The organism is Streptomyces sp. Edi2, from assembly GCF_040253635.1.
In the GTDB taxonomy this organism is placed as follows: Bacteria; Actinomycetota; Actinomycetes; order Streptomycetales; family Streptomycetaceae; genus Streptomyces.
The window spans coordinates 4,074,541-4,098,275 of sequence record NZ_JBEJGX010000003.1 but is presented as its reverse complement, the minus strand read 5'-3'; the positions used below and the strand labels follow the sequence as shown (position 1 = coordinate 4,098,275).

At 70.2% G+C, this 23,735-nt stretch carries 20 protein-coding genes and 1 pseudogene; 12 read left to right on the top strand and 9 right to left on the bottom strand.

Annotated features, from left to right (window positions below):
* Positions 1 to 246: 246 nt before the first annotated feature.
* The 4 genes from ABR737_RS21390 to ABR737_RS21375 are packed head-to-tail and all read left to right on the top strand — an operon-like array spanning position 247 to position 5,064.
* The gene (locus ABR737_RS21390; protein WP_350251741.1) at positions 247 to 1,020 is read left to right on the top strand and encodes a redox-sensing transcriptional repressor Rex; all 774 of its coding nucleotides are present in this window, start codon (positions 247 to 249) and stop codon (positions 1,018 to 1,020) included.
* A complete protein-coding gene (locus tag ABR737_RS21385; protein WP_350251740.1) occupies positions 1,017 to 2,384 on the top strand; it encodes a glutamyl-tRNA reductase in 1,368 nt (455 codons plus the stop codon). Before ABR737_RS21390 ends, ABR737_RS21385 begins: the two co-directional genes overlap by 4 nt.
* A complete protein-coding gene (gene hemC / locus ABR737_RS21380) occupies positions 2,381 to 3,409 on the top strand; it encodes a hydroxymethylbilane synthase (protein WP_350251739.1) in 1,029 nt (342 codons plus the stop codon). Before ABR737_RS21385 ends, hemC begins: the two co-directional genes overlap by 4 nt.
* On the top strand, positions 3,406 to 5,064 hold the full coding sequence (locus ABR737_RS21375; RefSeq protein WP_350251738.1) for a bifunctional uroporphyrinogen-III C-methyltransferase/uroporphyrinogen-III synthase: 1,659 nt from the start codon (positions 3,406 to 3,408) through the stop codon (positions 5,062 to 5,064). Before hemC ends, ABR737_RS21375 begins: the two co-directional genes overlap by 4 nt.
* Before the next feature lie 88 nt (positions 5,065 to 5,152).
* Here the strand turns inward: ABR737_RS21375 and ABR737_RS21370 are convergent, their stop codons facing one another.
* Positions 5,153 to 5,944: an alpha/beta fold hydrolase gene (locus ABR737_RS21370; protein WP_350251737.1), complete on the bottom strand. Its 792-nt coding sequence runs from the start codon at positions 5,942 to 5,944 to the stop codon at positions 5,153 to 5,155.
* 99 nt (positions 5,945 to 6,043) lie between these two features.
* Here ABR737_RS21370 and ABR737_RS21365 point away from each other — a divergent pair, with 99 nt between their 5' ends.
* A complete protein-coding gene (locus tag ABR737_RS21365; protein WP_350251736.1) occupies positions 6,044 to 6,991 on the top strand; it encodes a MerR family transcriptional regulator in 948 nt (315 codons plus the stop codon).
* A 15-nt stretch (positions 6,992 to 7,006) separates the two neighbouring features.
* Here ABR737_RS21365 and ABR737_RS21360 read toward each other — a convergent pair.
* Positions 7,007 to 7,938, bottom strand: a pseudogene (locus tag ABR737_RS21360) (IS5 family transposase).
* A 200-nt stretch (positions 7,939 to 8,138) separates the two neighbouring features.
* Here ABR737_RS21360 and ABR737_RS21355 point away from each other — a divergent pair.
* A complete protein-coding gene (locus ABR737_RS21355; RefSeq protein ID WP_350251735.1) occupies positions 8,139 to 8,555 on the top strand; it encodes a nuclear transport factor 2 family protein in 417 nt (138 codons plus the stop codon).
* 51 nt (positions 8,556 to 8,606) lie between these two features.
* Here the strand turns inward: ABR737_RS21355 and ABR737_RS21350 are convergent, their stop codons facing one another.
* Positions 8,607 to 8,963, bottom strand: coding sequence for a transposase (locus ABR737_RS21350; RefSeq protein ID WP_350251734.1), 357 nt, complete (start codon positions 8,961 to 8,963; stop codon positions 8,607 to 8,609).
* A 340-nt stretch (positions 8,964 to 9,303) separates the two neighbouring features.
* On the opposite strand from ABR737_RS21350, the gene ABR737_RS21345 reads away from it, so the two are divergent.
* The 3 genes from ABR737_RS21345 (at position 9,304) to ABR737_RS21335 (ending at position 11,683) form a co-directional block, all read left to right on the top strand.
* A complete protein-coding gene (locus ABR737_RS21345) occupies positions 9,304 to 10,053 on the top strand; it encodes a hypothetical protein (protein WP_350251733.1) in 750 nt (249 codons plus the stop codon).
* A 295-nt stretch (positions 10,054 to 10,348) separates the two neighbouring features.
* Positions 10,349 to 11,338, top strand: a complete 990-nt coding sequence (gene hemB, locus ABR737_RS21340; RefSeq protein WP_350251732.1) for a porphobilinogen synthase — start codon at positions 10,349 to 10,351, stop codon at positions 11,336 to 11,338.
* Positions 11,339 to 11,497: 159 nt separating this feature from the next.
* Positions 11,498 to 11,683, top strand: a complete 186-nt coding sequence (locus ABR737_RS21335) for a CsbD family protein (protein ID WP_336054505.1) — start codon at positions 11,498 to 11,500, stop codon at positions 11,681 to 11,683.
* A 115-nt stretch (positions 11,684 to 11,798) separates the two neighbouring features.
* Here ABR737_RS21335 and bla read toward each other — a convergent pair whose 3' ends face one another.
* Complete coding sequence (gene bla, locus ABR737_RS21330; protein WP_350251731.1) at positions 11,799 to 12,743, bottom strand: class A beta-lactamase; 945 nt, start codon at positions 12,741 to 12,743, stop codon at positions 11,799 to 11,801.
* A gap of 233 nt (positions 12,744 to 12,976) precedes the next feature.
* The gene (argS, locus tag ABR737_RS21325) at positions 12,977 to 14,740 is read right to left on the bottom strand and encodes an arginine--tRNA ligase (RefSeq protein ID WP_350251730.1); all 1,764 of its coding nucleotides are present in this window, start codon (positions 14,738 to 14,740) and stop codon (positions 12,977 to 12,979) included.
* A 183-nt stretch (positions 14,741 to 14,923) separates the two neighbouring features.
* Here argS and lysS point away from each other — a divergent pair, with 183 nt between their 5' ends.
* Both lysS and ABR737_RS21315 read left to right on the top strand, forming a co-directional pair.
* A complete protein-coding gene (gene lysS, locus ABR737_RS21320) occupies positions 14,924 to 16,648 on the top strand; it encodes a lysine--tRNA ligase (RefSeq protein WP_350251729.1) in 1,725 nt (574 codons plus the stop codon).
* 124 nt (positions 16,649 to 16,772) lie between these two features.
* The gene (locus ABR737_RS21315) at positions 16,773 to 17,000 is read left to right on the top strand and encodes a hypothetical protein (protein ID WP_350251728.1); all 228 of its coding nucleotides are present in this window, start codon (positions 16,773 to 16,775) and stop codon (positions 16,998 to 17,000) included.
* 615 nt (positions 17,001 to 17,615) lie between these two features.
* Here the strand turns inward: ABR737_RS21315 and ABR737_RS21310 are convergent.
* From ABR737_RS21310 to ABR737_RS21300, 3 genes are all read right to left on the bottom strand, one after another.
* The gene (locus ABR737_RS21310; protein WP_350251727.1) at positions 17,616 to 18,905 is read right to left on the bottom strand and encodes a DUF2637 domain-containing protein; all 1,290 of its coding nucleotides are present in this window, start codon (positions 18,903 to 18,905) and stop codon (positions 17,616 to 17,618) included.
* Positions 18,906 to 19,113: 208 nt separating this feature from the next.
* Positions 19,114 to 19,821 (bottom strand): DUF3558 family protein, encoded by a 708-nt coding sequence (locus tag ABR737_RS21305; RefSeq protein ID WP_350251726.1) that lies wholly within the window; start codon positions 19,819 to 19,821, stop codon positions 19,114 to 19,116.
* A gap of 221 nt (positions 19,822 to 20,042) precedes the next feature.
* Positions 20,043 to 20,993: a hypothetical protein gene (locus ABR737_RS21300; protein WP_350251725.1), complete on the bottom strand. Its 951-nt coding sequence runs from the start codon at positions 20,991 to 20,993 to the stop codon at positions 20,043 to 20,045.
* 162 nt (positions 20,994 to 21,155) lie between these two features.
* Here ABR737_RS21300 and ABR737_RS21295 point away from each other — a divergent pair, with 162 nt between their 5' ends.
* The gene (locus ABR737_RS21295; RefSeq protein WP_350251724.1) at positions 21,156 to 22,349 is read left to right on the top strand and encodes an RtcB family protein; all 1,194 of its coding nucleotides are present in this window, start codon (positions 21,156 to 21,158) and stop codon (positions 22,347 to 22,349) included.
* Positions 22,350 to 22,858: 509 nt separating this feature from the next.
* Here the strand turns inward: ABR737_RS21295 and ABR737_RS21290 are convergent.
* Positions 22,859 to 23,590 (bottom strand): glycosyltransferase family 2 protein, encoded by a 732-nt coding sequence (locus ABR737_RS21290; protein ID WP_350251723.1) that lies wholly within the window; start codon positions 23,588 to 23,590, stop codon positions 22,859 to 22,861.
* Between the last annotated feature and the right edge of the window lie 145 nt (positions 23,591 to 23,735).

The following is a 23,735-nucleotide window of genomic DNA, read 5'->3' as shown; positions in this document are numbered from 1 at the left end:
AGCGGTGAGGAGTGAGGGCGCGTGCTCCCGTGGGTGCTGCCGTGTTTCACGGGTGGCGCGAGTGAACGGTGTGACGTGGGAGTTGGTTCCGCGGCGGCTTGTAATAGGCGCGTGACCCCCATCACTTTGGGCGGACAAACCGGACACCATCTTTGTGCACGCGTTCACAAAGACATAGCCTGCAGAAGACAGGGCGGTCGGGTTCCATGCGGTCGCCCGCAGCCCCGCTCTACCCGCAGGAGCACCGTGGCAACTGGCCGAAATCACCGACCGGCGACCCGCAGCCGAGGCATTCCCGAGGCCACCGTCGCCCGGCTTCCGCTGTATCTGCGTGCACTGACCGCGCTGTCCGAGCGCTCGGTCCCCACGGTCTCCTCCGAGGAACTTGCCGCCGCGGCCGGGGTCAACTCCGCCAAGCTGCGCAAGGACTTCTCCTACCTCGGCTCCTACGGGACCCGCGGTGTCGGCTACGACGTGGAGTACCTCGTCTACCAGATCTCGCGCGAGCTGGGGCTGACGCAGGATTGGCCGGTTGTGATCGTCGGTATCGGTAACCTCGGCGCCGCGCTCGCCAACTACGGCGGCTTCGCCTCCCGTGGCTTCCGGGTCGCCGCGCTGATCGACGCCGATCCGGCCATGGCCGGCAAGCCCGTCGCTGGCATCGGTGTCCAGCACACGGACGAGCTGGAGCACATCATCGAGAGCAACGGCGTCTCGATCGGTGTCATCGCCACGCCGGCCGGGGCCGCCCAGCAGGTCTGTGACCGGTTGGTCGCCGCCGGCGTCACCTCGATCCTCAACTTCGCGCCGACCGTGCTGACCGTCCCCGACGGGGTGGACGTGCGCAAGGTCGACCTGTCGATAGAGCTGCAGATTCTCGCCTTCCACGAGCAGCGCAAGGCAGGCGAGGAGGCCGGACCCGAGAGCGGCACCCCGGCCACGGCCGCCCGTGCCGCCGCAGCCGTGGCCGGCGACCGCAAGGGACCTGACGGGGACATGCCCGCCGTGATGCCGGCATGACTCTCCTGGTCGTCGGACTGAGCCACCGCAGCGCGCCGGTGAGCGTGCTGGAGCGGGCCGCGCTCGCCCCCGAGGCGCGCGGCAAGCTGCTGCAGGACGCGGTGTCGGCCGAACCGGTCACCGAGTCCGCGGTGCTGTCCACCTGCAACCGCATCGAGCTCTACGCCGACGTGGACAAGTTCCACGCCGGTGTCGCCGAGCTCTCCACCCTCCTGGCCCGCCACAGCGGCGCCGGCCTGGAAGAGCTCACCCCTTATCTCTACGTCCACTACGAGGACCGTGCCGTCCACCACCTGTTCTCGGTGGCCTGCGGCCTGGACTCGATGGTCGTCGGCGAGGGCCAGATCCTCGGGCAGATCAAGGACGCGCTGGCCGTCGCCCAGGAACTGCACACCGCGGGCCGGCTGCTGAACGACCTGTTCCAGCAGGCGCTGCGGGTCGGCAAGCGCGCCCACAGCGAGACCGGCATCGACAAGGCCGGACAGTCGCTGGTCACCTTCGGGCTGGAGCAGCTCGCGGGCGGCCGGGACGTCGAGACCTGGGCGCGCGGCAAGCGGGCGCTGGTCATCGGCGCCGGCTCGATGTCGTCGCTGGCCGCCACCACCCTCGTACGGGCCGGTGTCGGCGAACTGGCCGTCGCCAACCGCACCGTCGAGCGCGCCGAACGGCTCGTGCAGATCCTCACCGAACCGGGCGGGCCGGGCGCCGCGAACGGGCTGCGGGCCCGTGCGGCCGCCATGACCTCCGTTCCCCAGGAGCTGGCGCTCGCCGACATCGTGGTCTCCTGTACCGGCGCGACCGGTCTGGTCCTGGCCGGCGAGATGGTCGCGGCCGCGCGCCAGGGCAACACGGCGCCGCTGGCGCTGCTCGACCTCGCGATGCCGCGGGACATAGATGCCGCGGTCCACCGGATCGAGGGCGCGCACCTCGTCGACATCGAATCGCTGGCCGACGCGTCCGCGGACGCGCCGATGGCGGCCGACGTGGACAAGGTGCGCGGCATCGTCTCCGACGAGGTGGCCGCGTTCGGCGCCGCCCAGCGGGCCGCGCACATCACCCCCACCGTGGTCGCCCTGCGCACCATGGCGGCGGATGTCGTCGCCGGCGAGATCGCCCGGCTCGACGGCCGCCTTCCCGACCTGGACGACAAGCAGCGCGCCGAGATCACCCAGACCGTGCGCCGCGTCGTCGACAAACTCCTGCACGCGCCCACCGTCCGGGTCAAGCAGCTGGCCAGCGAGCCCGGCGGCGCCGGGTACGCGGACGCCCTGCGGGAACTCTTCGACCTCGACCCCCAGACGGTCGCCGCCGTCAGCCGGGCCGACACGCGCGCCGACAGGCACGATGCACGGGAGCGGGCATGACCGACAGCACCACGAGAGCACTGCGGCTGGGCACGCGGCGCAGCAAGCTCGCCATGGCCCAGTCCGGGCAGATCGCCGAGGCGGTCCGCCGGCTGACAGGCCGGCCCGTCGAGCTGGTGGAGATCACCACCTACGGCGACACCTCCCGGGAACACCTCGCGCAGATCGGCGGCACCGGCGTCTTCGTCTCGGCGCTGCGTGACGCGCTGCTCGCCGGGGAGATCGACTTCGCCGTCCACTCCCTCAAGGATCTGCCCACCACGCAGCCCGAGACCCTGACGCTGGCCGCGATACCCGTACGGGAAGACCCCAGGGACGCGCTGATCGCCAGGGACGGGCTCACCTTCGAGCAGCTGACCGCCGACGAGGACCGGGTGGCCCGTATCGGCACCGGCTCCCCCAGGCGGATGGCGCAGCTCAACGCCTGGGCCAGGTCGCTGGGCCGGCGTGTGGAGACCGTGCCGATACGCGGGAACATCGACACCCGCATCGGCTTCGTCGAGAAGGGGGAACTGGACGCGGTCGTACTGGCCGCCGCCGGACTCACCCGGATCGGCCGGATCGACGAGGCGACGCAGCTGCTGTCGCCCGACATGGTTTTGCCCGCCCCCGGCCAGGGGGCACTGGCGATTGAGTGCGCTGCGGTCAACGTGGACCTCATCGCCGAGCTCGTCGAGCTCGACGACCCGGACACCCGGGTCGCCGTGACCGCCGAGCGTTCCCTGCTCGCCGCCCTGGAGGCCGGCTGTTCCGCACCCGTCGGAGCGCTGGCCGACCTTTCCCCGAGCTCTCGAGTCCGCTCGAGCAGGGGAGGCCCCAAGGCTGACGAGCAGGCTGTCAACGAATTGCATCTGCGTGGTGTCGTCGGCACGACCGACGGCAGCACGCTGGTGCAACTGTCCACCACCGGGCACGTACCCGCCTCTCCCGACGACGTGTCGACCCCGCTGAACATGGGTCGTGAACTCGCCGCCGAGATGCTCGCAAAGGGTGCGGCCGGTCTTATGGGGGAGCGAGCACTTTGAACCCCACCGCCCCAAACCACTCCGCCGCCGGTCAGGTCACCTTCCTGGGTGCCGGGCCGGGAGACCCGGGTCTGCTGACGCTGCGTGCCGTGGAGGCGCTGGCCTCCGCGGACGTACTGATTGCCGACCCGCAGGTGCTGGACGTCGTGCGCGTGCATGCCCGCGCACAGGTGGACACACCACTGCAGGCAACAGCTGACGAGGCGTCAAACCCCGTCACCCCCACTGGCGTTTCTCCCCTTCGGGACACCGCCAATCTTGTCATGACGGCCGCCCGTGCGGGCAAGCGGGTCGTACGTGCCGTCACCGGGGACCCCGGTCTCGACGGTGATGTCGCCGAGGAGATGCTGGCGTGCGCCGCCGAGGGCATCGTCTTCGAGGTGGTGCCCGGTATCGCCGCGGCCGTCGGCGTGCCCGCGTACGCCGGTGTCCCGCTGCGCGACGCCGAGGGCACCGACGTGCGCTTCGTCGACGCCCGCAGCGCCGATGCGCGCTGCTGGTCCGAGGTCGGTGCCAGTGACGCCACCGCCGTCGTCTCCACCACCCTCGACTCGGTGGCCGCGGCCGCCGGTGAGCTGGTGTCGGGGGGCCGCAAGCCGGACACCCCGATGACCGTCACCGTCGCCGGCACCACCACCCGCCAGCGCACCTGGACCGCCACCCTCGGGTCGGTCGCCCAGGTGCTCAAGGCCGCCAAGGTGCTGCCCTCGGCGGACGGCGGCCAGCCGGTCATAGCCGTGGTCGGGGAGCGCAGCGCCGCGGATCGGCGCGACCGCCTCTCGTGGTTCGAGTCCAAGCCGCTCTTCGGCTGGCGGGTACTCGTGCCGCGGACCAAGGAGCAGGCCGCTTCGCTCTCCGATCAGCTCGTCTCGTACGGCGCGGTGCCGCACGAGGTCCCGACCATCGCCGTCGAGCCGCCGCGCACCCCGCAGCAGATGGAGCGCGCGGTCAAGGGCCTGGTCACAGGGCGCTACGAGTGGATCGCCTTCACCTCGGTCAACGCCGTCAAGGCCGTCCGGGAGAAGTTCGAGGAGTACGGCCTGGACGCCCGGGCCTTCGCCGGGATCAAGGTCGCCGCGGTCGGCGAACAGACCGCCAAGGCGCTGGTCGCCTTCGGCGTGAAGCCCGACCTGGTGCCCAGCGGTGAGCAGTCGGCCGCCGGTCTGCTGGAGGACTGGCCGCCCTACGACGCGGTCTTCGACCCGATCGACCGGGTCTTCCTGCCGCGCGCCGACATCGCCACCGAGACCCTGGTCGCCGGTCTGATCGAGCTGGGCTGGGAGGTCGACGACGTCACCGCCTACCGGACGGTGCGCGCCTCGCCGCCGCCGGCCGAGACGCGGGAAGCGATCAAGGGCGGCGGGTTCGACGCCGTGCTGTTCACGTCGTCGAGCACCGTGCGGAACCTGGTCGGCATCGCGGGCAAGCCGCACAACGTGACGGTCATTGCCTGTATCGGCCCGGCCACCGCCAAGACCGCCGAGGAGCACGGCCTGCGGGTGGACGTCATGTCGCCCGAGCCGTCGGTCCACAAGCTGGCCGAGGCGCTGGCGGACTTCGGCGCGGCGCGGCGCGATACCGCGGTCGAGGCCGGGGACCCGGTCACCCGGCCGAGCGAGCGGCGGCCCGGGTCGCGTCGGCGGGCTCGTAGCTGAGCGGTAGCAGCAGGAACGGCTTGAAGGGCGCCCCTTTGGGGGCGCCCTTTGCGCGAGGGCAGGCGGCGGCCGCCTGCGCTGAGCGGGACTACGCGGTCACCCGCTGCCCTTCACCCGCGGCGGCCCGGAGCAGCACCTCGGCGAGCCCGTCCGGGACGGAGAGCATCGGCCAGTGCCCGGTGTCGAGTTCGAAGAAGGCCACATCAGGCTCGGCGAGCACCTGGAAGAGCGGTTCCCCCGACCGCACCAGGGACTCGACCATGGCGATGTTCATCCCCGTGCCGGTACAGAAGACGCCGCTCATCGGCAGCTCGGCGGCGGCCCCCGACAGCCGGAGCGGCTGGGTGAGCGTACCCAGCGGCTGCGGCGCGGCCAGGCGGACGAGCCGGGCCAGCGCGTCCGCGGGGACGCCTGCGACGCTGCTCCGGGCCTGCGCGTCGTCGAGCGACGGCGGGGGGATCCGCCAGCCGTCCTCGGCCTGTTCGGCCCGTTGCCGCCACCCGTCGCGGACCGCGGGATCGGTCTCGAATGCGTCTATCAGGCCGTGCACCGAGTAGCCGTCCATCGGCAGGGGCGCCGACACGTACACGATCCGGGACACCCGTTCCGGGCGCCGGTCGGCGGCGCCCAGCGCCGGAAAGCTGCCGTGACAGTGGGCGACGAGCACCACCTCCGGCGCATCCAAGTGATCGATGAGCTGCACCAGATCCTCGATATGTGTCGCCAAGTTCGTTTCCGGGCCCGCCAGATGGCGGCGGTCGCCCATGCCCGTGAGCGTGGCCGCGTAGGCCTCGGCTCCCCGCTCCCGTAGCCGGTCCACTACGTCCTGCCACAGCCAGCCGCCCATATGACCGCCCGCCACCAGCACATACGCCGTCATCAACGCCTCCTCGCACAGCTCGGCCGCGCGGCCGGACCCCCGTTGACCCGGCCGCGCATGCCGTTACGGTAGGAACTCCCCCTGAGGGAGGTTCAAGGCATGACCGTGTCCGCGTCCCCCGACGGCATGTGGAGCATCGGCGAACTCGCCGAGCAGGCAGGCGTCACCGTCAAGACCGTCCGCTTCTACTCGGACCGCGGCCTGCTGCCCGAGGCCATCCGCAGCGCCGGGGGCCACCGCCGGTACGGCCCCGAGGCCCTGGACCGACTCCGCCTGATCCGTTCGCTGCGCACCCTCGACCTGCCACTGCCGCAGGTCGACCGGGTCCTCGCCCAGGAGGACGCGCCGGGTGCAGCGGACGCCCTGGAGGACGCCGTCGCGGGGCAGCTCCGAGAACTCGGCACGCAACTGTCCGCCCTGCGCTGGCGGGAGGCCGCCCTTCATCTTCTCCGCGACTGCACCCCCGAGGAACGCACCGACCGCCTGCGCCTGATCGGTGCGGTGAACGTCCCGCCCGACACGGACGCCCTGGCCCGCTTCTGGCGTCATGTACTCCCCGCGCGGCTCCCTGCCCGCTTGCTCTCCACACTGCTCGAAGCGGCGGTGCCGCAGCCCCCGGCCGACCCGACCCCGTCCCAGGTGCTGGTCTTCGCCCGACTGCACGCCGTCGCCACCGACAGCCGCGTCGTCGACATCAACATCCGCCGCCTCGCCCCCCGGACCCCCGACGAGGCCTGCCGCCCGGCCGTCCTCTACGAGGGGCTCGTCGAGGCGTGTGCGCTCGCCTCTGCGGACGTACGAGACCGACGGCCCCCGCACGCGGGCGAAGCCCTCGACTGTTTCGTCGCCGCCCACGCCGGCTTGCGCAACACGCGGGACACCCCCGCCTTCCGCCGCCAACTCAGCGCCGAGCTGGGCCGGATCGCGCATCCCCTCATAGACCGCTACTGGCAGCTCGTCGGCGAACTCCCCTCCGCTTCCCGGCAGCCGACCATCGGCGCCATGGACGACTGGCTCCGTGCCGCGCTGGACGGGCAGGTCGCCTAGGCACTGTTTCTCGGATCATGTTCGGAGCCAGATCATGAGGGTCGCGACCGTGACGGTTCCGAGGTAGACGTAGGCGCGTTTCTCGTAGCGGGTGGCGACGGCCCGGAAGCCCTTGAGGCGGTTGATGGCTCGCTCGACAGTGTTGCGTTTCTTGTAGCGTTCGCTGTCGAATCCGGTGGGCCGGCCGCCGTCGGAGCCGCGGTTGTGGCGGTGTCGTTGCTGGTCGAGGCGTTCGGGGATGGTGTGCCGGATTCCGCGTCGTCGCAGGTAACGGCGGTTCTTGCGGGAGGTGTAGGCCTTGTCCGCCAGGACGTGGTCGGGCCGGGTGCGGGGCCGTCCGACTCCGGTGCGGGGCACGGAAACCTGCTCCAGCACCCGCTCGAACTGGGGGCCGTCACCGTAGTGCCCGGGTGTCAGAACGAGCGCGAGGGGCCGGCATCGTCCCTCGACGGCGAGGTGGATTTTGGTGGTGAAGCCGCCGCGGGAGCGTCCCAGGCATTCGCCGATCTGACCACCTCCTCCAATCGGACGGCCAGTTTCCGCAGCACCGGACCGACCCGGTTTGTCCCCTGCCCGGCCCCCTTTTGAGGAACCGCGGCTGGGGGCACCTTCCTCGCGCCGGCGGCGTGCTGGTGAGCCCGCACCGCGGTGGAGTCCACTGACACCTCCCAGTCGATTCGGCCCTCAGCATCCTCGGCGGCCTGGACACGGGACAGCAGCCTCTCCCACGTTCCGTCCGCTGACCAGCGGCGATGACGTTTGTAGACCGTCTCCCACGGCCCGAACCGCTCGGGAAGATCCCGCCACTGCACACCCGTCCGCACCTGGTACAGCACCCCGTTAATCACCCGCCGATGATCACTCCACCGACCCCCACGCGCACCACCCCGAGGCAAGAACGACTCCAGTCGATGCCACTCCGCATTCGTTAAATCCCCACGACCCATGAAACCAGCCTGACCCCAACACCCCACCCACGTCCGGAGATCCGAGAAACACTGCCTAGGCGGTTTCGTTTGGATCACTGGTCAGTTCATGGCTGGGGAGCCTTGACACGGGCTGGGAGCCGTGTACACCGTTCCCCCGGCTCGTCCGAGCCAGCCAGGGCTAGGGCGCACGGCGCCGCTTCTTCACGTGAGGTTGTCCCATGAGTCATCTGGCCGATCGTGCCGCCATCCACGATCTCAACACTCGTTACGCGGTTGCTTTCGACGGCTTCCGGCTGAATGAGTCCTCCGGCTGCTGGGCCGAGGATGGCGTCCTCGACGAACGCGAGACCGGCTTCGGCCTGTTCCAAGGGCGCGAGGCGATACGCGACTTCTTCCGCGACTCACTCTTCGCCCATGCCCGCTACGTCATCCACGTCATGTTCAACCACCTGGTGACGGACATCGAGGGCAACTGCGCGGCGGGGAGTGTCTTCTGTCTCGTGGAAGTGGTGAAGAACGACGGCGGCTACGTTCGTTCCCACGTCAAGTACGAGGACGAATACGTTCGCGTGGACGGACAGTGGAAGTTTGGCAGCCGCGTCATCAAGCCGTCCTTCCCGGGCGCCCCGTCATGAGCCCTGGGAAGTTTCCTTTGGATCACCTTGCGGACCAGTGGATCTTTGTGGTCAGTCCGCCACGGGACCGGCCGATGGCGTGGTCAGTCGGCTCGCCGGCCGGGGCCCCTTTTTGCGAGCCCCGGCCGCGTGCTGGTGAGCGCGCACGATCGTGGAGTCCACGGAGACCGCCCAGTTGAGGTCTTCGTCCGCGTCGGCCTGGGCCGTCAACGCGGTAAACACCCGCTCCCAGGTGCCGTCGATGGCCCACATCCGCAGCCTGTTGTAGACACCCCGCCAGTTGCCGTACTTCTCTGGCAGGTGGACCCACTGCGTGCAGGTTTGGAACTTGAAGGCGGTCGCGTCGATCACCTCACGGTGATCGCGCCAGCGGCCACCCCGCTTCGGCGTCCGGTCCGGGAGCAACACCGGACCGGCGCCCGGAAAGCCAGGGCCCGGTGGCCTGTCCGTCGGTGCGGCGGGCGGTCAAGGACAAAGAACCTTGGGAGAGAACCTTCCAAACCCACCAAACCCCGCGTACGTCACTCGTGGGGGTGAATCAGCTCAACTCGGCTGGCGCGCGGGTGACTTGAGTGGGCAGGCTCGGGCCTGACCACCGCAGACATGCGTCGGCCCCCGCCGGGACTGCCATCCCAGTGCGAGGGCCTGACCACCAGAGGAAGAAACGACCTTCCCGATGGCTGAACAGAAGCCTAGCGCCGCCACGCGCCCGTATAACCGTGTTCGTCGAAGTGCCACCCACAGCGGGGTGACGCATATCCGGCAGTACCAGCCGGACCGGTACACGATCATCGGCAATCACCTTGCCCAGCACCGCGAACTGTCCCTGACCGCGATCGGGGTGGGCACTCACATCCTGTCGCTGCCCGAGGGTGCCTCCGTCGATATCCGTACGCTCGCGGCCCGCTTCCCCGAGGGGCGGGACCGGATCGCCTTCGCCCTACGGGAGTTGGAGGCGCACGGCTATGTCGAGCGGGTGCGGGAGCGGGCTCCGGACGGGCGCGTGATCACCCGTACTTACGCTCACAATGCTCCGGGTGTCATCGGGGCCACCGTCGCTGAGGTCCCCGCCGCCGCAGCCCGGGACGAGGGGGACGAGGCTCCGCCGCCATCCGTCCCGGCCGCGTCATCCGTCCCGGCCGCGTCCTCCGTCCCGGCCGGGCCACCCGCCCCGGCCGCGCCGCAGCAGGCACCGGACCCCGCCGTGGAAGCGCCCGCCGGCGAGCACCACGCCGCCGCCGTCGCCCTGCTCGCGGCGCTGCGCCGCACCGATGACCGGCTCACGCTCTCCCGGCGGGACGTACGCCGCCTCGCCTCCGCCGTCGCCGCGTGGTTCGAGAACGGGGCGACCGTCGCGGCCGTGCACCGCACGCTGACCGCGGACCTGCCGTGCGATCTGAAGAACCTGGCGGGCTGCTCGCCCATCGTCTGCGGGAGCTGCTGCCGCCGCCCCTTCCGGCGGGCCGGGGGGTCCCACCGGGCCGCGAAGGCTCAGTAGCCCCGCCGGGCTGCGAAGGCCCACCGGGCCCCGGTGCGGATGACCGTCGTCGGCCCGCGCCGGATCCGTTCCAGACCTGCGACGGCTGCGAGCGCGCGTTCCGTGCCCGGTGGCCGGGGCGCTGCCGGGACTGCCGGGACTGCCGGGGCGAATCGGTGGCCGGGGAGCCGGCGTCCGGCGGGCCCGCTGTGGCTGCTGTGGCTGCTGCGGCGGCCTGAGCGGGGCCGCGGAGGGGCCGTGACTGCCGACGATGCGTCGGCAAAGGCAGGAGCAAAGCGGGCGTAGCGTGGGCGGTATGACGAAGTACGGAAGCTTTCCCGGTGCGCGGCCGCGGCGGCTGCGTACCACCCCCGCCATGCGGCGGATGGTGGCCGAACACCGGCTGCACCCCGCCGACCTGATCCTTCCCGCGTTCGTACGGGAGGGGATCGCCGAGCCGGTGCCGATCTCCGCCATGCCGGGCGTCGTCCAGCACACCCGCGACACGCTGCGGAAGGCCGCCGTGGAGGCGGTCGACGCCGGGGTCGCCGGGATCATGCTGTTCGGGGTGCCGGAGGACGCGAAGAAGGACGGCGTCGCGACGGCGGGCACCGACCCGGACGGGATCCTGCAGGTCGCCATCCGTGACGTGAAGGCCGAGGTCGGCGACGACCTCGTGATCATGTCGGACCTGTGCCTGGACGAGTACACCGATCACGGCCACTGCGGTGTCCTGGACGCCGAGGGCCGGGTCGACAACGACGCGACGCTGGAGCGGTACGCCGAGATGGCGCAGGTGCAGGCCGACGCGGGCGTCCATGTCGTGGCCCCCAGCGGCATGATGGACGGCCAGGTCGGCGTCATCCGTGACGCGCTCGACCAGACCTCCCACGAGGACGTGTCGATCCTCGCCTACACGGCGAAGTACTCCTCCGCCTTCTACGGGCCCTTCCGGGAGGCCGTCGGCTCGTCCCTCCAGGGTGACCGCAAGACCTACCAGCAGGACCCGGCCAACCTCCGTGACTCGATGGTCGAGCTGGCGCTCGACCTGGAGGAGGGCGCCGACATGGTGATGGTCAAGCCGGCGCTGCCGTACCTGGACGTGCTGGCGAAGGTCGCGGATGCGGTGGACGTACCCGTTGCCGCGTACCAGATCTCCGGTGAGTACGCGATGATCGAGGCGGCCGCCGAGAAGGGCTGGATCGACCGGGACAAGGCGATCCTGGAGGCCTTGACCGGCATCAAGCGGGCCGGTGCCGACATGATCCTCACGTACTGGGCGACGGAGGTCGCGCGGGGGCTGTGAGCCGCCCCGGCCGGCTGTGCCCGGCGTTGCCTTGCCGAAGCTCCTGTCCCCGGACCACGGGGGCGGGAGCTTTGTCGTGGGCGCGACGTTTTGTCCGGCGCCTGCCGGGCACGCGCCGAGTGTCAGGGAAGGCCCCGACCGACCGAGGAGCGGGTAACCATGACTGCCAAGCGCAAGATGCAGGCCAAGGGCGCGCAGGTCATCGGCGCCATGAAGGAAGTCGTCGGCCGGGCCACGCACAACCGCAAGCTGGAGGCCGAGGGCAAGGCCGAGAAGACCGCGGGGCACGGGCTGGACGCGAGCGAGAAGGTCAAGGACGCGGTACGCAGGCCCTGGCAGCACTGAGGGCGCCGCTTCTGGACCGCGTCCCCTGAGCCCTGGCCTCGGCTCCTGACCCGGGCCCCGGCGCCTGGGCCCGGCCCCCTGTCCCCGGCCCCGGCCTCCTGAACCGCCCGGCCGCTCAGCCCGTCACGGCCTGGGCCAGCACCTTCGTCACGTCCGCGATCAGCGCGTCGTCGGAGGCCGCGGCCTGCTCCGGCTTGCCCGTCAGGACGGCCAGCACGATCGGGGTGCCGTCCGGGGTCCAGGCGACGCCCACGTCATTGCCGGTGCCGTACGAGCCCGTGCCCGTCTTGTCGGCGAGGGACCAGTCCTTGGGCAGCGCGGCGCGGAAGCGGGCCGTATTGGTCTCGTTGGCCTTCATCCATGCCGTCAGCCGGCCCCGGTCCGAGGGCGTGAGCGCGTCGCCCAGGAGCAGCCGGGTGTAGGTGCGGGCGATGGCGGCGGGGCTGGTGGTGTCTGTCCTGCGCCAGGGCTCGGCCGAGTTCAGTTCCGGCTCCCAGCGGTCGAGGCGGGTGGTGCGGTCGCCGAGGGAGCGGGCGAAGGCGGTGACGGCGGCCGGGCCGCCGAGTTCGCGGAGCAGGAGGTTGGCGGCCGTGTTGTCGCTGCGCTGGAGGGCGGCGGCGCACAGTTCGGCGATCGTCATGCCGGTGGCGAGGTGGGCACCGGTGACGGGCGAATTGTCGACGAGGTCGGCGCGGCTGTAGTGGATGCGGCGGGCCAGCGTCTCGCCGTGGTGGTCGAGGTCGCGCAGCACCGCCCCTACGGCGAGGGTCTTGAAGACCGAGCAGAAGGGGACGCGGGTGTGGGCGCGGTAGGCGAGCGTCGCGCCGGTGGCGAGGTTGTGGGCGAACGCCCCGACGCGCGCCCGGTGTTCGTGTTCCAGGCGGCGCAGCGTCTGGTGCGGATCGGGGGCGGTGCGGGCCTGCGCGGCGGCCGCGGATGGGGTGGCGGACGCCAGGAGGCCTGCCGTCAGCAGTCCGGCTCCGGCGCCCAGCGCGGTGCGCCGGGTCGGGGCGGCGGCGGGTGCGGCCGGCTGATCGGTCGTGTGTGGTGCATGGTGCATGGCTGTTGCCCTCCCCTGGAGACCGGAACGGCCGCGTACCAGACCTTTTGTAAGGGTCTTGTACGGGGCCGCAGTGGCTGGAGAGTAAGCGATGACGGGTCCGCGCCGTCGGCCGGACGACGCGGGCCGGTCAGAGCCGTCCGGGTCAGAGCCGTCCGGGTCAGAGCCGCCCGGGCAGGGCCGCCCGGGTCAGAGCCGCCCGGGCAGGGCCGCCCGGGTCAGAGCCGCTCGGGTCAGAGCCGCTCGGGCGTCCGGATGCCGAGCAGCGCCATGCCCTGGTGGAGGGTGCGGGCGGTCAGGTCGCACAGGAACAGCCGGTTGGCCAGCTGGTCCGGGCCGCCCTCGGCCTTCAGGACCGGGCACTGGTCGTAGAAGGTCGTGAACAGCGAGGCGAGGCCGTAGAGGTACGCGGCGAGCTTGTGCGGCTCGTACGCGGCGGCGGCCTCGGCGACGGTCTCGCCGAACTGGTCGAGGTGCAGGCCCAGCGCCCGCTCGGCCGGGGCCAGCGGCAGCTCCGGGTGCGCCGCGGGGGCCGCGTCACCGGCCTTGCGGAAGATCGACCGGATCCGGGCGTAGGCGTACTGGAGGTAGACCGAGGTGTCGCCGTTGAGCGAGACCATCTGGTCCAGGTCGAACTTGTAGTCCCGGCTCGGCGACGTCGACAGGTCCGCGTACTTCACCGCGCCGATGCCGACCTGCGCACCGTTCTCGGTGATCTCCCGTTCGGTCAGGCCGATCGCCGCGCCCTTCTCGCGCACCACCGTGGTCGCCCGCTCGGCCGCCTCGTCGAGCAGGTCCTCCAGGCGTACGGTCTCGCCCGCACGGGTCTTGAACGGCTTGCCGTCCGCACCGAGGACCGTGCCGTAGCCCATGTTGTGCGCGGTGATGTCGTCGCTCAGCCAGCCCGCCCGGCGGGCCGCCTCGAAGACCATCCGGAAGTGCAGCGACTGGCGGACGTCGACGACGTACAGGAGCGTCGTCGCCTTCAGGTCGACAACGCGGTTGCGGATCGCGGAGAGATCGGAGGCCGCGTAGCCGAAGCCGCCGTCCGCCTTCTGCACGATCAGCGGCACCGGCTGGTCGTCCTTGCCGCGGATCTCGTCGAAGAAGACCACCAGCGCGCCCTCGGAGCGGACGGCGACGCCCGACTCCTCCAGCAGCCGCGCCGTCTCGCCCATCATGTCGTTGTACGCGGACTCGCCGACGATCTCGTCGTCGCGGATCTCCATGTCCAGCTTCTCGAAGACCGAGTAGAAGTAGACCTTCGACTCGTCCACGAACCGCTGCCACAGGTCAAGGGTCTCCGCGTCGCCGGACTGGAGCGCCACGACCCGCTTCCTGGCCCGCTCCTTGAACTGCTCGTCGGAGTCGAAGACGGCGCGCGAGGCCTTGTAGACCCGGTTGAGGTTGCTCATCGCCTGCTCGCCGTCGACGTCGGCCGCCGGGGCCAGCTCGCCGGGGTTCTCGATCAGGTACTGGATGAGCATGCCGAACTGGGTGCCCCAGTCACCGATGTGGTGCCGGCCGATCGTCTGCTCGCCGGTGAAGTCCAGGATGTGGCGCAGGGCGTCGCCGATGACCGCCGAGCGCAGGTGCCCGACGTGCATCTCCTTGGCGACGTTCGGCTGGGCGTAGTCGATGACCGTGACGCCGGGCTGCTCCTTGAGCGGGACGCCGAGCCGGTCGTCGGCGGCGCGCGCGGCCAGCGTCTCGGTGATCGCCCGGTCGGCGATCGTGATGTTGAGGAAGCCGGGGCCGGAGACCTCGATCTCCTGGAGGAGGTCGCTCTCGCCGATCTCCGCGACGACCTTGGTCGCCAGCTCCCGCGGATTGCCCTTGAGCTTCTTGGCCAGCGCCAGCATGCCGTTGGCCTGGAAGTCGGCCCGGTCGCTTCGGCGCAGCAGCGGGTCCGCGGCGCCGGCCTCCGGCAGGGCTGCCGAGAGGGCGTCCGCGACGCGCTGGTGAACCGAAGCTGCGAGGGAAGTGACCGAGGCCATGGAGAAGAGCTCTCTTCCGGAGGAGGCAGGGAGGTGTCGTCGGAGGGGAAAGGGTTTGCCAACGAGTATCCCACGGCACTACCACTGATTTTCCGTCTGGGACAATGGGCACCGTCAGGCATTTGTGCGTCGCACGCGCAAGACGGCGCAATCAGGAAGCACCAGGAAGAGGAAGGGCCGATCGTGGCTCAGCAGAGCACCGAGACCGACTGGGTCTCCAGGTTCGCGGACGAGGTCATTGCCGAGGCGGAGCGCCGCGCCCCGGGCAAACCGGTCGTCTGCGCCTCGGGCCTGAGCCCGTCCGGCCCGATCCACCTCGGCAACCTCCGCGAGGTCATGACCCCGCACCTCGTCGCCGACGAGATCCGCCGCCGCGGCCACGAGGTCCGCCACCTCATCTCCTGGGACGACTACGACCGCTACCGCAAGGTCCCGAACGGCGTGCCGGGTGTCGACGACTCCTGGGCCGAGCACATCGGCAAGCCGCTGACCGCGGTGCCGGCCCCGGCCGGTTCGCCGTACCCGAACTGGGCGGAGCACTTCAAGGCCGCCATGGCCGAGGCGCTGGCCGAGCTGGGCGTCGAGTACGACGGCATCAGCCAGACCGAGCAGTACACCGCCGGTGTCTACCGCGAGCAGGTCCTGCACGCGATGAAGCACCGCGCGGACATCGACGCGATCCTCGGCCAGTACCGCACGAAGAAGGCCCCGGCCAAGAAGTCGCAGAAGCCGGTCGACGAGGCCGAGCTGGAGGCCGCCGAGGGCTCGGGCGCGGCCGCCGAGGACGACGGCAGCGGCGGCTCGGCCGGCTACTTCCCGTACAAGCCCTATTGCGGGCAGTGCGAGAAGGACCTGACCACGGTCACCTCGTACGACGACGAGACCACCGAGCTGGTCTACACCTGCTCGGAGTGCGGTTTCGGCGAAACGGTCCGGCTGAGCGAGTTCAACCGCGGCAAGCTGGTCTGGAAGGTCGACTGGCCGATGCGGTGGGCCTACGAGGGCGTGATCTTCGAGCCGTCCGGTGTCGACCACTCCTCGCCGGGCTCGTCCTTCGTCGTCGGCGGCCAGATCGTCCGGCAGATCTTCGACGGCGACCAGCCCATCGGCCCCATGTACGCCTTCGTCGGCATCAGCGGCATGGCCAAGATGTCGTCGTCGCGCGGCGGGGTGCCGACGCCGGGTGACGCGCTGAAGATCATGGAGGCGCCGCTGCTGCGCTGGCTGTACGCGCGCCGCAAGCCCAACCAGTCCTTCAAGATCGCCTTCGACCAGGAGATCCAGCGGCTCTACGACGAGTGGGACAAGCTGGAGGCCAAGGTCGCCGACGGCAGTGCGCTGCCGGCCGACGCCGCCGCGTACGCCCGGGCGGCCCGTACCGCCGCCGGTGAGCTGCCGCGCACGCCGCGGCCGCTGCCGTACCGCACCCTCGCCTCGGTCGCGGACATCACCGCGGGCCACGACGAGCAGACGCTCCGGATCCTCGGCGAACTGGACCCGGACAACCCGGTCACCTCGCTGGACGAGACCCGGCCGCGGCTGGCCAAGGCCGAGTACTGGATCAACACCCAGGTCCCGGCCGAGCAGCGCACCATCGTCCGCGACGAGCCCGACGAGGAACTGCTCGGCACGCTCGACGAGCAGTCCCGGGGCTCGCTGCGGCTGCTGCTCGACGGTCTCGACGAGCACTGGTCGCTGGACGGCCTGACGACCTTGGTCTACGGCGTTCCGAAGGTGCAGGCGGGCCTGGAGCCGGACGCCAAGCCGACGCCGGAGCTGAAGGTCGCCCAGCGTGCCTTCTTCGCCCTGCTCTACAACCTGCTGGTCGGCCGGGACACCGGGCCGCGGCTGCCCACTCTGCTGCTGGCCGTGGGCGCGGAGCGGGTGCGGAAGCTGTTGGGGGGCTGAGGGGCCGTCGGAGCGCCGTTGCCGTGGAGTCGTAGACACCCCGGCGCGGCCTCCGACCGAGGGATGAGAAGGGTTCGGCCCCGGGAACGAGGATTCCCGGGGCCGGACCCTTCACGCTGGAGCCATGAGGGGAATCTTAGGTTTCATCATCATGATCCAGGGCGTCATGGGATTCATCGGGCAGGTCTTCTTCGACCACGCCTGGGGATTGCTGCCCCACTGGTTCGATCTGCCGTCGGCCGCCTATGTCGGCCTCTTCGCGGCAGGTGCCGCACTGGCCGTCTGGGGGGACGCGGACAGGAAGCGCAAGGCGAAGCAGCTGCGGGACCGGACGGGGGCCGGGGCGGTCTAGGGACGTTCGACGGGGAGGGGCGGAGCGGCCGACTCCTGAGCCGGTTGCTCGCCAACTTCCTCCGGAACCGGCCGACAAACGCTGCTCATAGAGATCAACGAAGCCACGGGTATGCGGTACAGCCCAGATTTTCCGCTGGCTGCCCGCTCGGGTCATTCGGGGGGCACGTACCCGTGCCGGGGGAAGTGCAGTCGCGGCCGGGGTCATCGGGGCAGGGTGCGCTGGGCAGTTGCGATGCCGAGGCCGCTACGTTGCCGGGCGCGCTCGCTGACGCTGCAGCCGGCGCCACACCCAGCGCGATCGACGTGGAAACGGCGCCGGCCAGAAGTAGTTGCGTGATGATTCGGAACATACTGTCACCTCAAAACTCGCTGTTTCCGCTCGGCTTCGACCAGCCGCTGCTGGGCCACGGGAGCGAGGCGTCGTCTTGAGGAGAGTGCGGCTTTGCCTGAGACGAAGCGTCACTCCTCGCGCGGGGGCAAGTGATCGCTCGTCGGCAACCCCCTTCCATTCTGGTTTCCGCTCCCGAACTTCGCCACCGGGCTGGATACGGCAACGGCACTGACACGCTGACGTGCACCGAACTCCGGGTTTGCAAGGCACCCGGCGGGTGCGTCACGCGATGTGCTCGTCCATCATTTCCGCGTTGAGGCGGTCGCTGAACTGGTCCATGTAGCGGTTCAGTTCCCGTGACTGCAGGCGGATTCCGTACTGGGCGTCCAGGTTGGCCGCGAAGGCGCCCGGGGTGGGCATGCCTTCGCCCTCTATCGAGTGGCGGAACACCTGGTAAAGGTCCTCGTCGGTCGGGGTTGCGGCCGGTGCCGGTGCCTGTGCCGGAGCGGGCTGCGGGGGTGCCTCCGGGGTGCCCATGCCGAGCGGGCGGGTTCCGCCTGCGCCGTTCGGCACCGGGACCTGCGGGTCGGGCTCCGGCGTGCGCGGCGGCGGTACCTGGGCCTGCTGGTGCGCCGGGGGCTGCTGGTGCTCGTCGTACGGGAGCTGGGGCTGCTGCTCCGGGACGAACGCCGGGTCGTAGCCGCCCTGGTAGGCCACCTGCTGCGGCGCCGCGAACCATTGGTTCGGCAGGCCCTCGGCCCCGGCCGGATCGTGGGCCACGGCCGGCGCCTGGGGCTCGGCCGGCGTCTGGGGCCCGGCCGGTTCCTGGGCCTTCGGCTCCACGGCGGGTGTCACGGACTGCCGGGGTGCCGGGAGCAGCTGCGGTTCGATGCCCGCGGCGGCGAGCCCCGCGGGAGCGGTCTCCGCCAGCGGCACCCCGAACCGGGCGAGCCGCAGTGGCATCAGGGACTCCACGGGAGCCTTACGGCGCCAGCTCCGCCCGAACCGCGACCGCAGGCGTGCCTGGTACACGAGCCGTTCCTGCTCCAGCTTGATCACCGCGTCGTACGACCGCAGCTCCCACAGCTTCATCCGCCGCCACAGCAGGAACGTCGGGACGGGTGCCAGCAGCCAGCGCGTGAGGCGCACACCCTCCATGTGCTTGTCCGCCGTGATGTCGGCGATCCGGCCGACGGCGTGCCGGGCGGCCTCGACGGTGACGACGAACAGCACCGGGATGACGGCATGCATGCCCATGCCCAGGGGGTCGGACGCCGCCGCGGCATTGAACGCCACCGTGGCGACCGTCAGCAGCCACGCCGCCTGCCGCAGCAGCGGGAACGGCATGCGGATCCAGGTCAGCAGCAGATCCAGCGCGAGCAGAACGCAGATACCCGCGTCGATGCCGAGGGGGAAGAAGTAGGCGAAGGTGCCGAAGCCCTTCTTGAGGGCCAGTTCACGCACGGCCGCGTAGGAGCCGGCGAAGCCGATGCCGGCGATCACCACCGCGCCGGCGATGACCACTCCGATGAGTATCCGGTGTGTGCGTGTCAGCTTCAGTGGCGCGGCCACCCGAGGACCCCTCCCAGTCGGTCTGTTGCGGGCGACAGCCTGGCACATGCCTGTGGGCGGGCGTGGGGCCGGTATGACGGACGGAGCGCGCCGGAGGGCCGGGAGACGCCCCGGCGCTCGGGATGGGAGACGCCCCGGCGCCCGGGCCGGAGCGGGCCCGGGCGCCGTCGGTGGGCTCTCGGTGGGTGCTCGGTTGGTGCCGGCGGGGTCAGGCCTTGGGCTTGGTGGCGGAGGTGACCGCCTCCTTGGCGGCGGCCTGCGTCTGCTTGAGCAGGTCGGCGGCCTTGGGGGCGTCCGCGCCCGCCAGGCCCGCGCCGTTGTAGTTGATCGTCACGACGATGTTGGAGGCCCGGGCGACGAGGGTGGTGTTCTTGAAGTTGGTGCCGTCCCGCTTCACGTCGTAGGTGATCGCGGTGGCCTCGTCGCCGGTACCGGAGGTCTGGACGGACTCGAGCTTCTTGGCGCCCTTGGTGGCCTTCGCCTCGGATATCTGCTTGGTGAAGTAGTCCGTGGCGCGCTTCTCGCCGCTGCCGACGCCCGGGTCCGAGTCGTAGCGCTGCAGGCCGATGTCCAGCCAGCGCCACTGGGTGCCGTCGACGCCCTTCTCGTCCGAGCTGGTCCAGGAGCAGGTGCCGTGGGAGGCGTTGTCCGAGGACTTGCCCTGGTCCCCGGAGGCGTCCTTCACCTTGGGCAGCATCTTCTTGATGCTGTCCTTGGAGAAGACCTCGCACGGGTTCGGCAGCTTCTTGTACTTGGCGGGCGCGACGGTCGGCGAGGGCTTGGCCGCGCTCTTGGAGGCGGAGGAGGAGGCGTCACCGGAGCTGTCGCTGTCCGAGCCGGAGCAGCCGGCGACGAGCAGCACCGGTACTGCTGCGCAGGTGAGGAGGCTGGCAAGGCGCTTGGCTGAACGGTGCATGGTTCCTTCGCTGTTCGTCGTCGTCGAGTCGGTCGCCGGGTCGGCGGGCACGGCCGTGGTGGTGGCCGTGGGGCCTGCCCCGCCTCGCGTACGGGGCAGGGCTAGACGGCACGGTACGCGGCGCGGCGAGGTGGGTGACCGATTCATGTCGATGAGCGCAACGCTTACACCGGGCGTTTCCGCCTCTTGCCCGGCGAATCGGTCAATGTGCTCGATGCGGACTATTCGCTGAGGTTGTCGGCGAGCTCGGTGGCCAGGGAACGGGCCTTGTCCTGCAGTTCCTGGCTGTCCGGCAACATCGTCTTGTCCGTGGACCACTGGTCGTACGTGAGCTGCACGATGACGTTCGACGTGCGAAAGACCACAGTGACATCGCGGTGCACGCCGGAGTCCGCGGTGACCAATTTGTCGTTGAGGAACGCCGCGTCCCCGAGGTCGCCCAGGACGCGCGGGGCGGTGGAGTCGCTGGGGTCCGCGCTCGGGTCCGTGCTCGCGTCCGCACTCGGGTCCCCGGATGCCTGCGAGGGGCTTTGGGACGGGGCCTTGCCGGGCTTTCCCGTGGCGTTCCCGTCCGTGGTGCCCTTCTCCGTGGCGCTGCCGCCCGTGGCGCTCTGTTCCTTCGAGTCGTTCGTGACGGTTCCTTCGCCCTTGCCCTTGTCCTTCGGGGCGGACGGGGACGGGGCGGCGGGCGAGGGGGAGCCGGCGCCGCCTGACGGTATCTGCGCGGCCAGCTTCTTCTCGTCGTAGATCCCCTGCGCCTTGTCCTCATCGCTGGTGGCGGCGTCGTAGGAGACCACGCGCTGGATGTCCAGGCCCAGGTGGCGGGTGCCCGCGGTGGTCTCGCGGGTCCACCGGCAGCCGACGCGGCGGTCGGTGTCATAGGTGATGTCGGCCACGCCGCCGTAGATCTTCCGGGCCTCGGCGTCCGACAGGTCCTGGCCGTCGCCGGGGAGCATGCCGCGGATGGCCTTGCGCGAGGGCAGCCCGCAGGCCTCCGGGAGGGTCTGGTAGCGGCCCGGCTCGGCGGCCTGGCTGGAGGTGGCGGCGTCGCCGCTCTTGGCGTCGGCGGGGCCACCGTCGGGGCTGGAGCTGCCGGTACAGCCGGTAAGGCCCGCGGCCAGCGCCGCGGCCACCACCAGTGCGGCACCGGGTACGAACGGCTTCCGTGGCATCGCTCGCGGCTCCTTCCCCTGCGAAATACGGTTGCCGCCGGTCGGCGGCCGATGGACACAATGTCTACCGCACGTCTTGCCGCAAACGCCGGTTCGCCGTCCAAGATCGGATAATTTGTCCGGCTTTTGCGTTTTTCGCAATTTCGGGGGAATGGGGGAGTTATGTCGTACGTCGAGGTGCCCGGTGCTCAGGTACCCATCCGGATGTGGGCGGATCCGGCCACGGTCGAGGGCGTCGCGATGCAGCAGCTGCGCAATGTCGCCACCCTGCCGTGGATCAAGGGTCTGGCCGTGATGCCGGATGTCCATTACGGCAAGGGCGCCACCGTCGGCTCGGTGATCGCCATGCACGGCGCGGTCTGCCCGGCGGCGGTCGGTGTGGACATCGGCTGCGGGATGAGTGCGGTGAAGACCTCGCTCACCGCCGAGGACCTGCCCGGTGATCTCTCCCGGCTCCGCTCGAAGATCGAGCAGGCGATTCCGGTGGGGCGCGGGATGCACGAGGATCCGGTCGACCCCGGGCGGCTGCACGGCTACCCGACGGCGGGATGGGGAGACTTCTGGTCGCGGTTCGACGGGGTGGCCGACGCGGTCAAGTTCCGTCAGGAACGCGCCACGAAGCAGATGGGTTCGCTGGGAAGCGGCAACCACTTCATCGAGTTCTGCCTCGACGACACCGGCGCGGTGTGGCTGATGCTGCACTCCGGCTCCCGGAACATCGGCAAGGAGCTCGCCGAGTTCCACATGGGACAGGCGCAGAAGCTGCCGCACAACCAGGGCCTGGTCGACCGCGACCTCGCCGTCTTCATCGCGGACACCCCGCCGATGGCGGCGTACCGCAACGACCTGTTCTGGGCGCAGGAGTACGCCAAGCACAACCGGGCCGTGATGATGGCGCTCTTCCAGGACGTCGTCCGCAAGGAGTTCAAGAAGGCCAAGCCGACGTTCGAACCGGTGATCTCCTGCCACCACAACTATGTGGCGGAGGAGCGGTACGACGGCATGGACCTGCTGGTGACCCGTAAGGGCGCGATCCGGGCAGGCAGCGGCGAGTACGGCATCATCCCGGGCTCGATGGGCACCGGTTCGTACATCGTCAGGGGCCTTGGTAACGCCGCGTCCTTCAACTCCGCCTCCCACGGCGCCGGCCGCAAGATGAGCCGGAACGCCGCGAAGAAGCGGTTCTCCACCCAGGACCTGGAGGACCAGACGCGGGGCGTGGAGTGCCGTAAGGACTCCGGCGTCGTGGACGAGATCCCGGGTGCCTACAAGCCGATCGAGAGGGTCATCGATCAGCAGCGGGACCTGGTCGAGGTGGTCGCCAAGCTCAAGCAGGTGGTGTGTGTGAAGGGCTGAGGGCGGCACTACGCGTGATCGACAAGCCTCGGACCGGAAGTGGTCCGGGGCTCTGGCGTCTTCTGATGGTGGGTACGCGTCGGTTCGCGGCGCTGCTGAGTGCCTTCCCTTCGCTGCGTTCCGCGCATGGCTGAGGGGGGCCATGAGAACTGTGGCGTGTCGAGCGATGTGCCGGGTGTACGCGGTGCCGACGTGATCCCGGATCCGAAAGCGGGCGGCAATATGAGGGCCACCATCAAGGGGATGCCCGGGGGCGATTGAGGAAGGCGCCTATTAGGGCGCCGTCGTCAAGCTCGGGGTGATCACGCAGTTCGATTTGCTCAAGGGACTACGGCAGGGCGAGAGCGGCACTGCCGGCGGAAGTCTCGTTCGTGAGAATCCGAAGGCGCAGTTCACCGAAGTCCACCGAAGTTCACCGTCAACGTTGCTGACATATCGCTCGGTCCCTCCGGTCGTATCGGCAAAGGTGTGGCGCGCTGCTTCGTGCTACTTCGTGCGCGCACGGGATTTCACCGCCAGGTCCAACCGGTCTCCCGCAACGCCCGGGCGCGCTGTATGCCCGCTTCTATTCGAGTAGCTGCCTCTGCCTGGTTCCAGTAGTGAGCCGTGGCGGTGGTCTGGTCGGGGTGTTTCCGGTAAAGGGTGCTCGGCGCTGCGATGAACTCACCGGGTGCGACGGCCTCCGCGGCAAGCAGCAGGGCTATCCCTTCGGCTCCGGTCAGTGCATGCCAACCGCCGAGGGCGAGCACCAGCGGACGGTGTGCGGCGAACGTGGTTGTCTGTACGGACAGACGGTTCTCCATCACCTCGTGGAAGAACCTGTCAGGCTCGACCGGGCCGCCCGGAGGGTCGTACGGTCCCGGTGATGTGCTGCCGTCCTGGTGGAGGTCAAGGCACGCGGATACGCACCACGGAACTCGTTCCAATGTCTCGATGTCGCGTTCGAGGGATCCCGGCAGCAATACGTCGTCGGCGTCCAGATTCCGGATCAATTCGCCGGTCGCGCGCGTGAGGCCGTGCATTCGCGCCACCGCGGCGCGCGCCGGTAGGCCGGATTCGACCGAGATCCTGGGATCCTCGGGAATGAGGTTGGCGGTGATTCCGGTGTGACCGTCCTCCTGGATGCACCATTGCCATTCCCAGTCGCCTGGAAGCTTCTGCTCTCGCAGGGATTGGTAAGCCTCGTCAATGTATTGATGACCGCCGTTGTGTACGGGGGTGATGATGCTGATCGTTGGCATGGGGCATTTCCTCTCCGAAGGCCGGTGACATGACCGTAATCGATCATGATAATCGAGCCAAGGAAACTGACTAGGCGTCAATTTGTTTGCTGGTTCAGGAGCGTGCCGATGCCGATACGGCTGGAGCGGCCGAGGGGGATCGCAG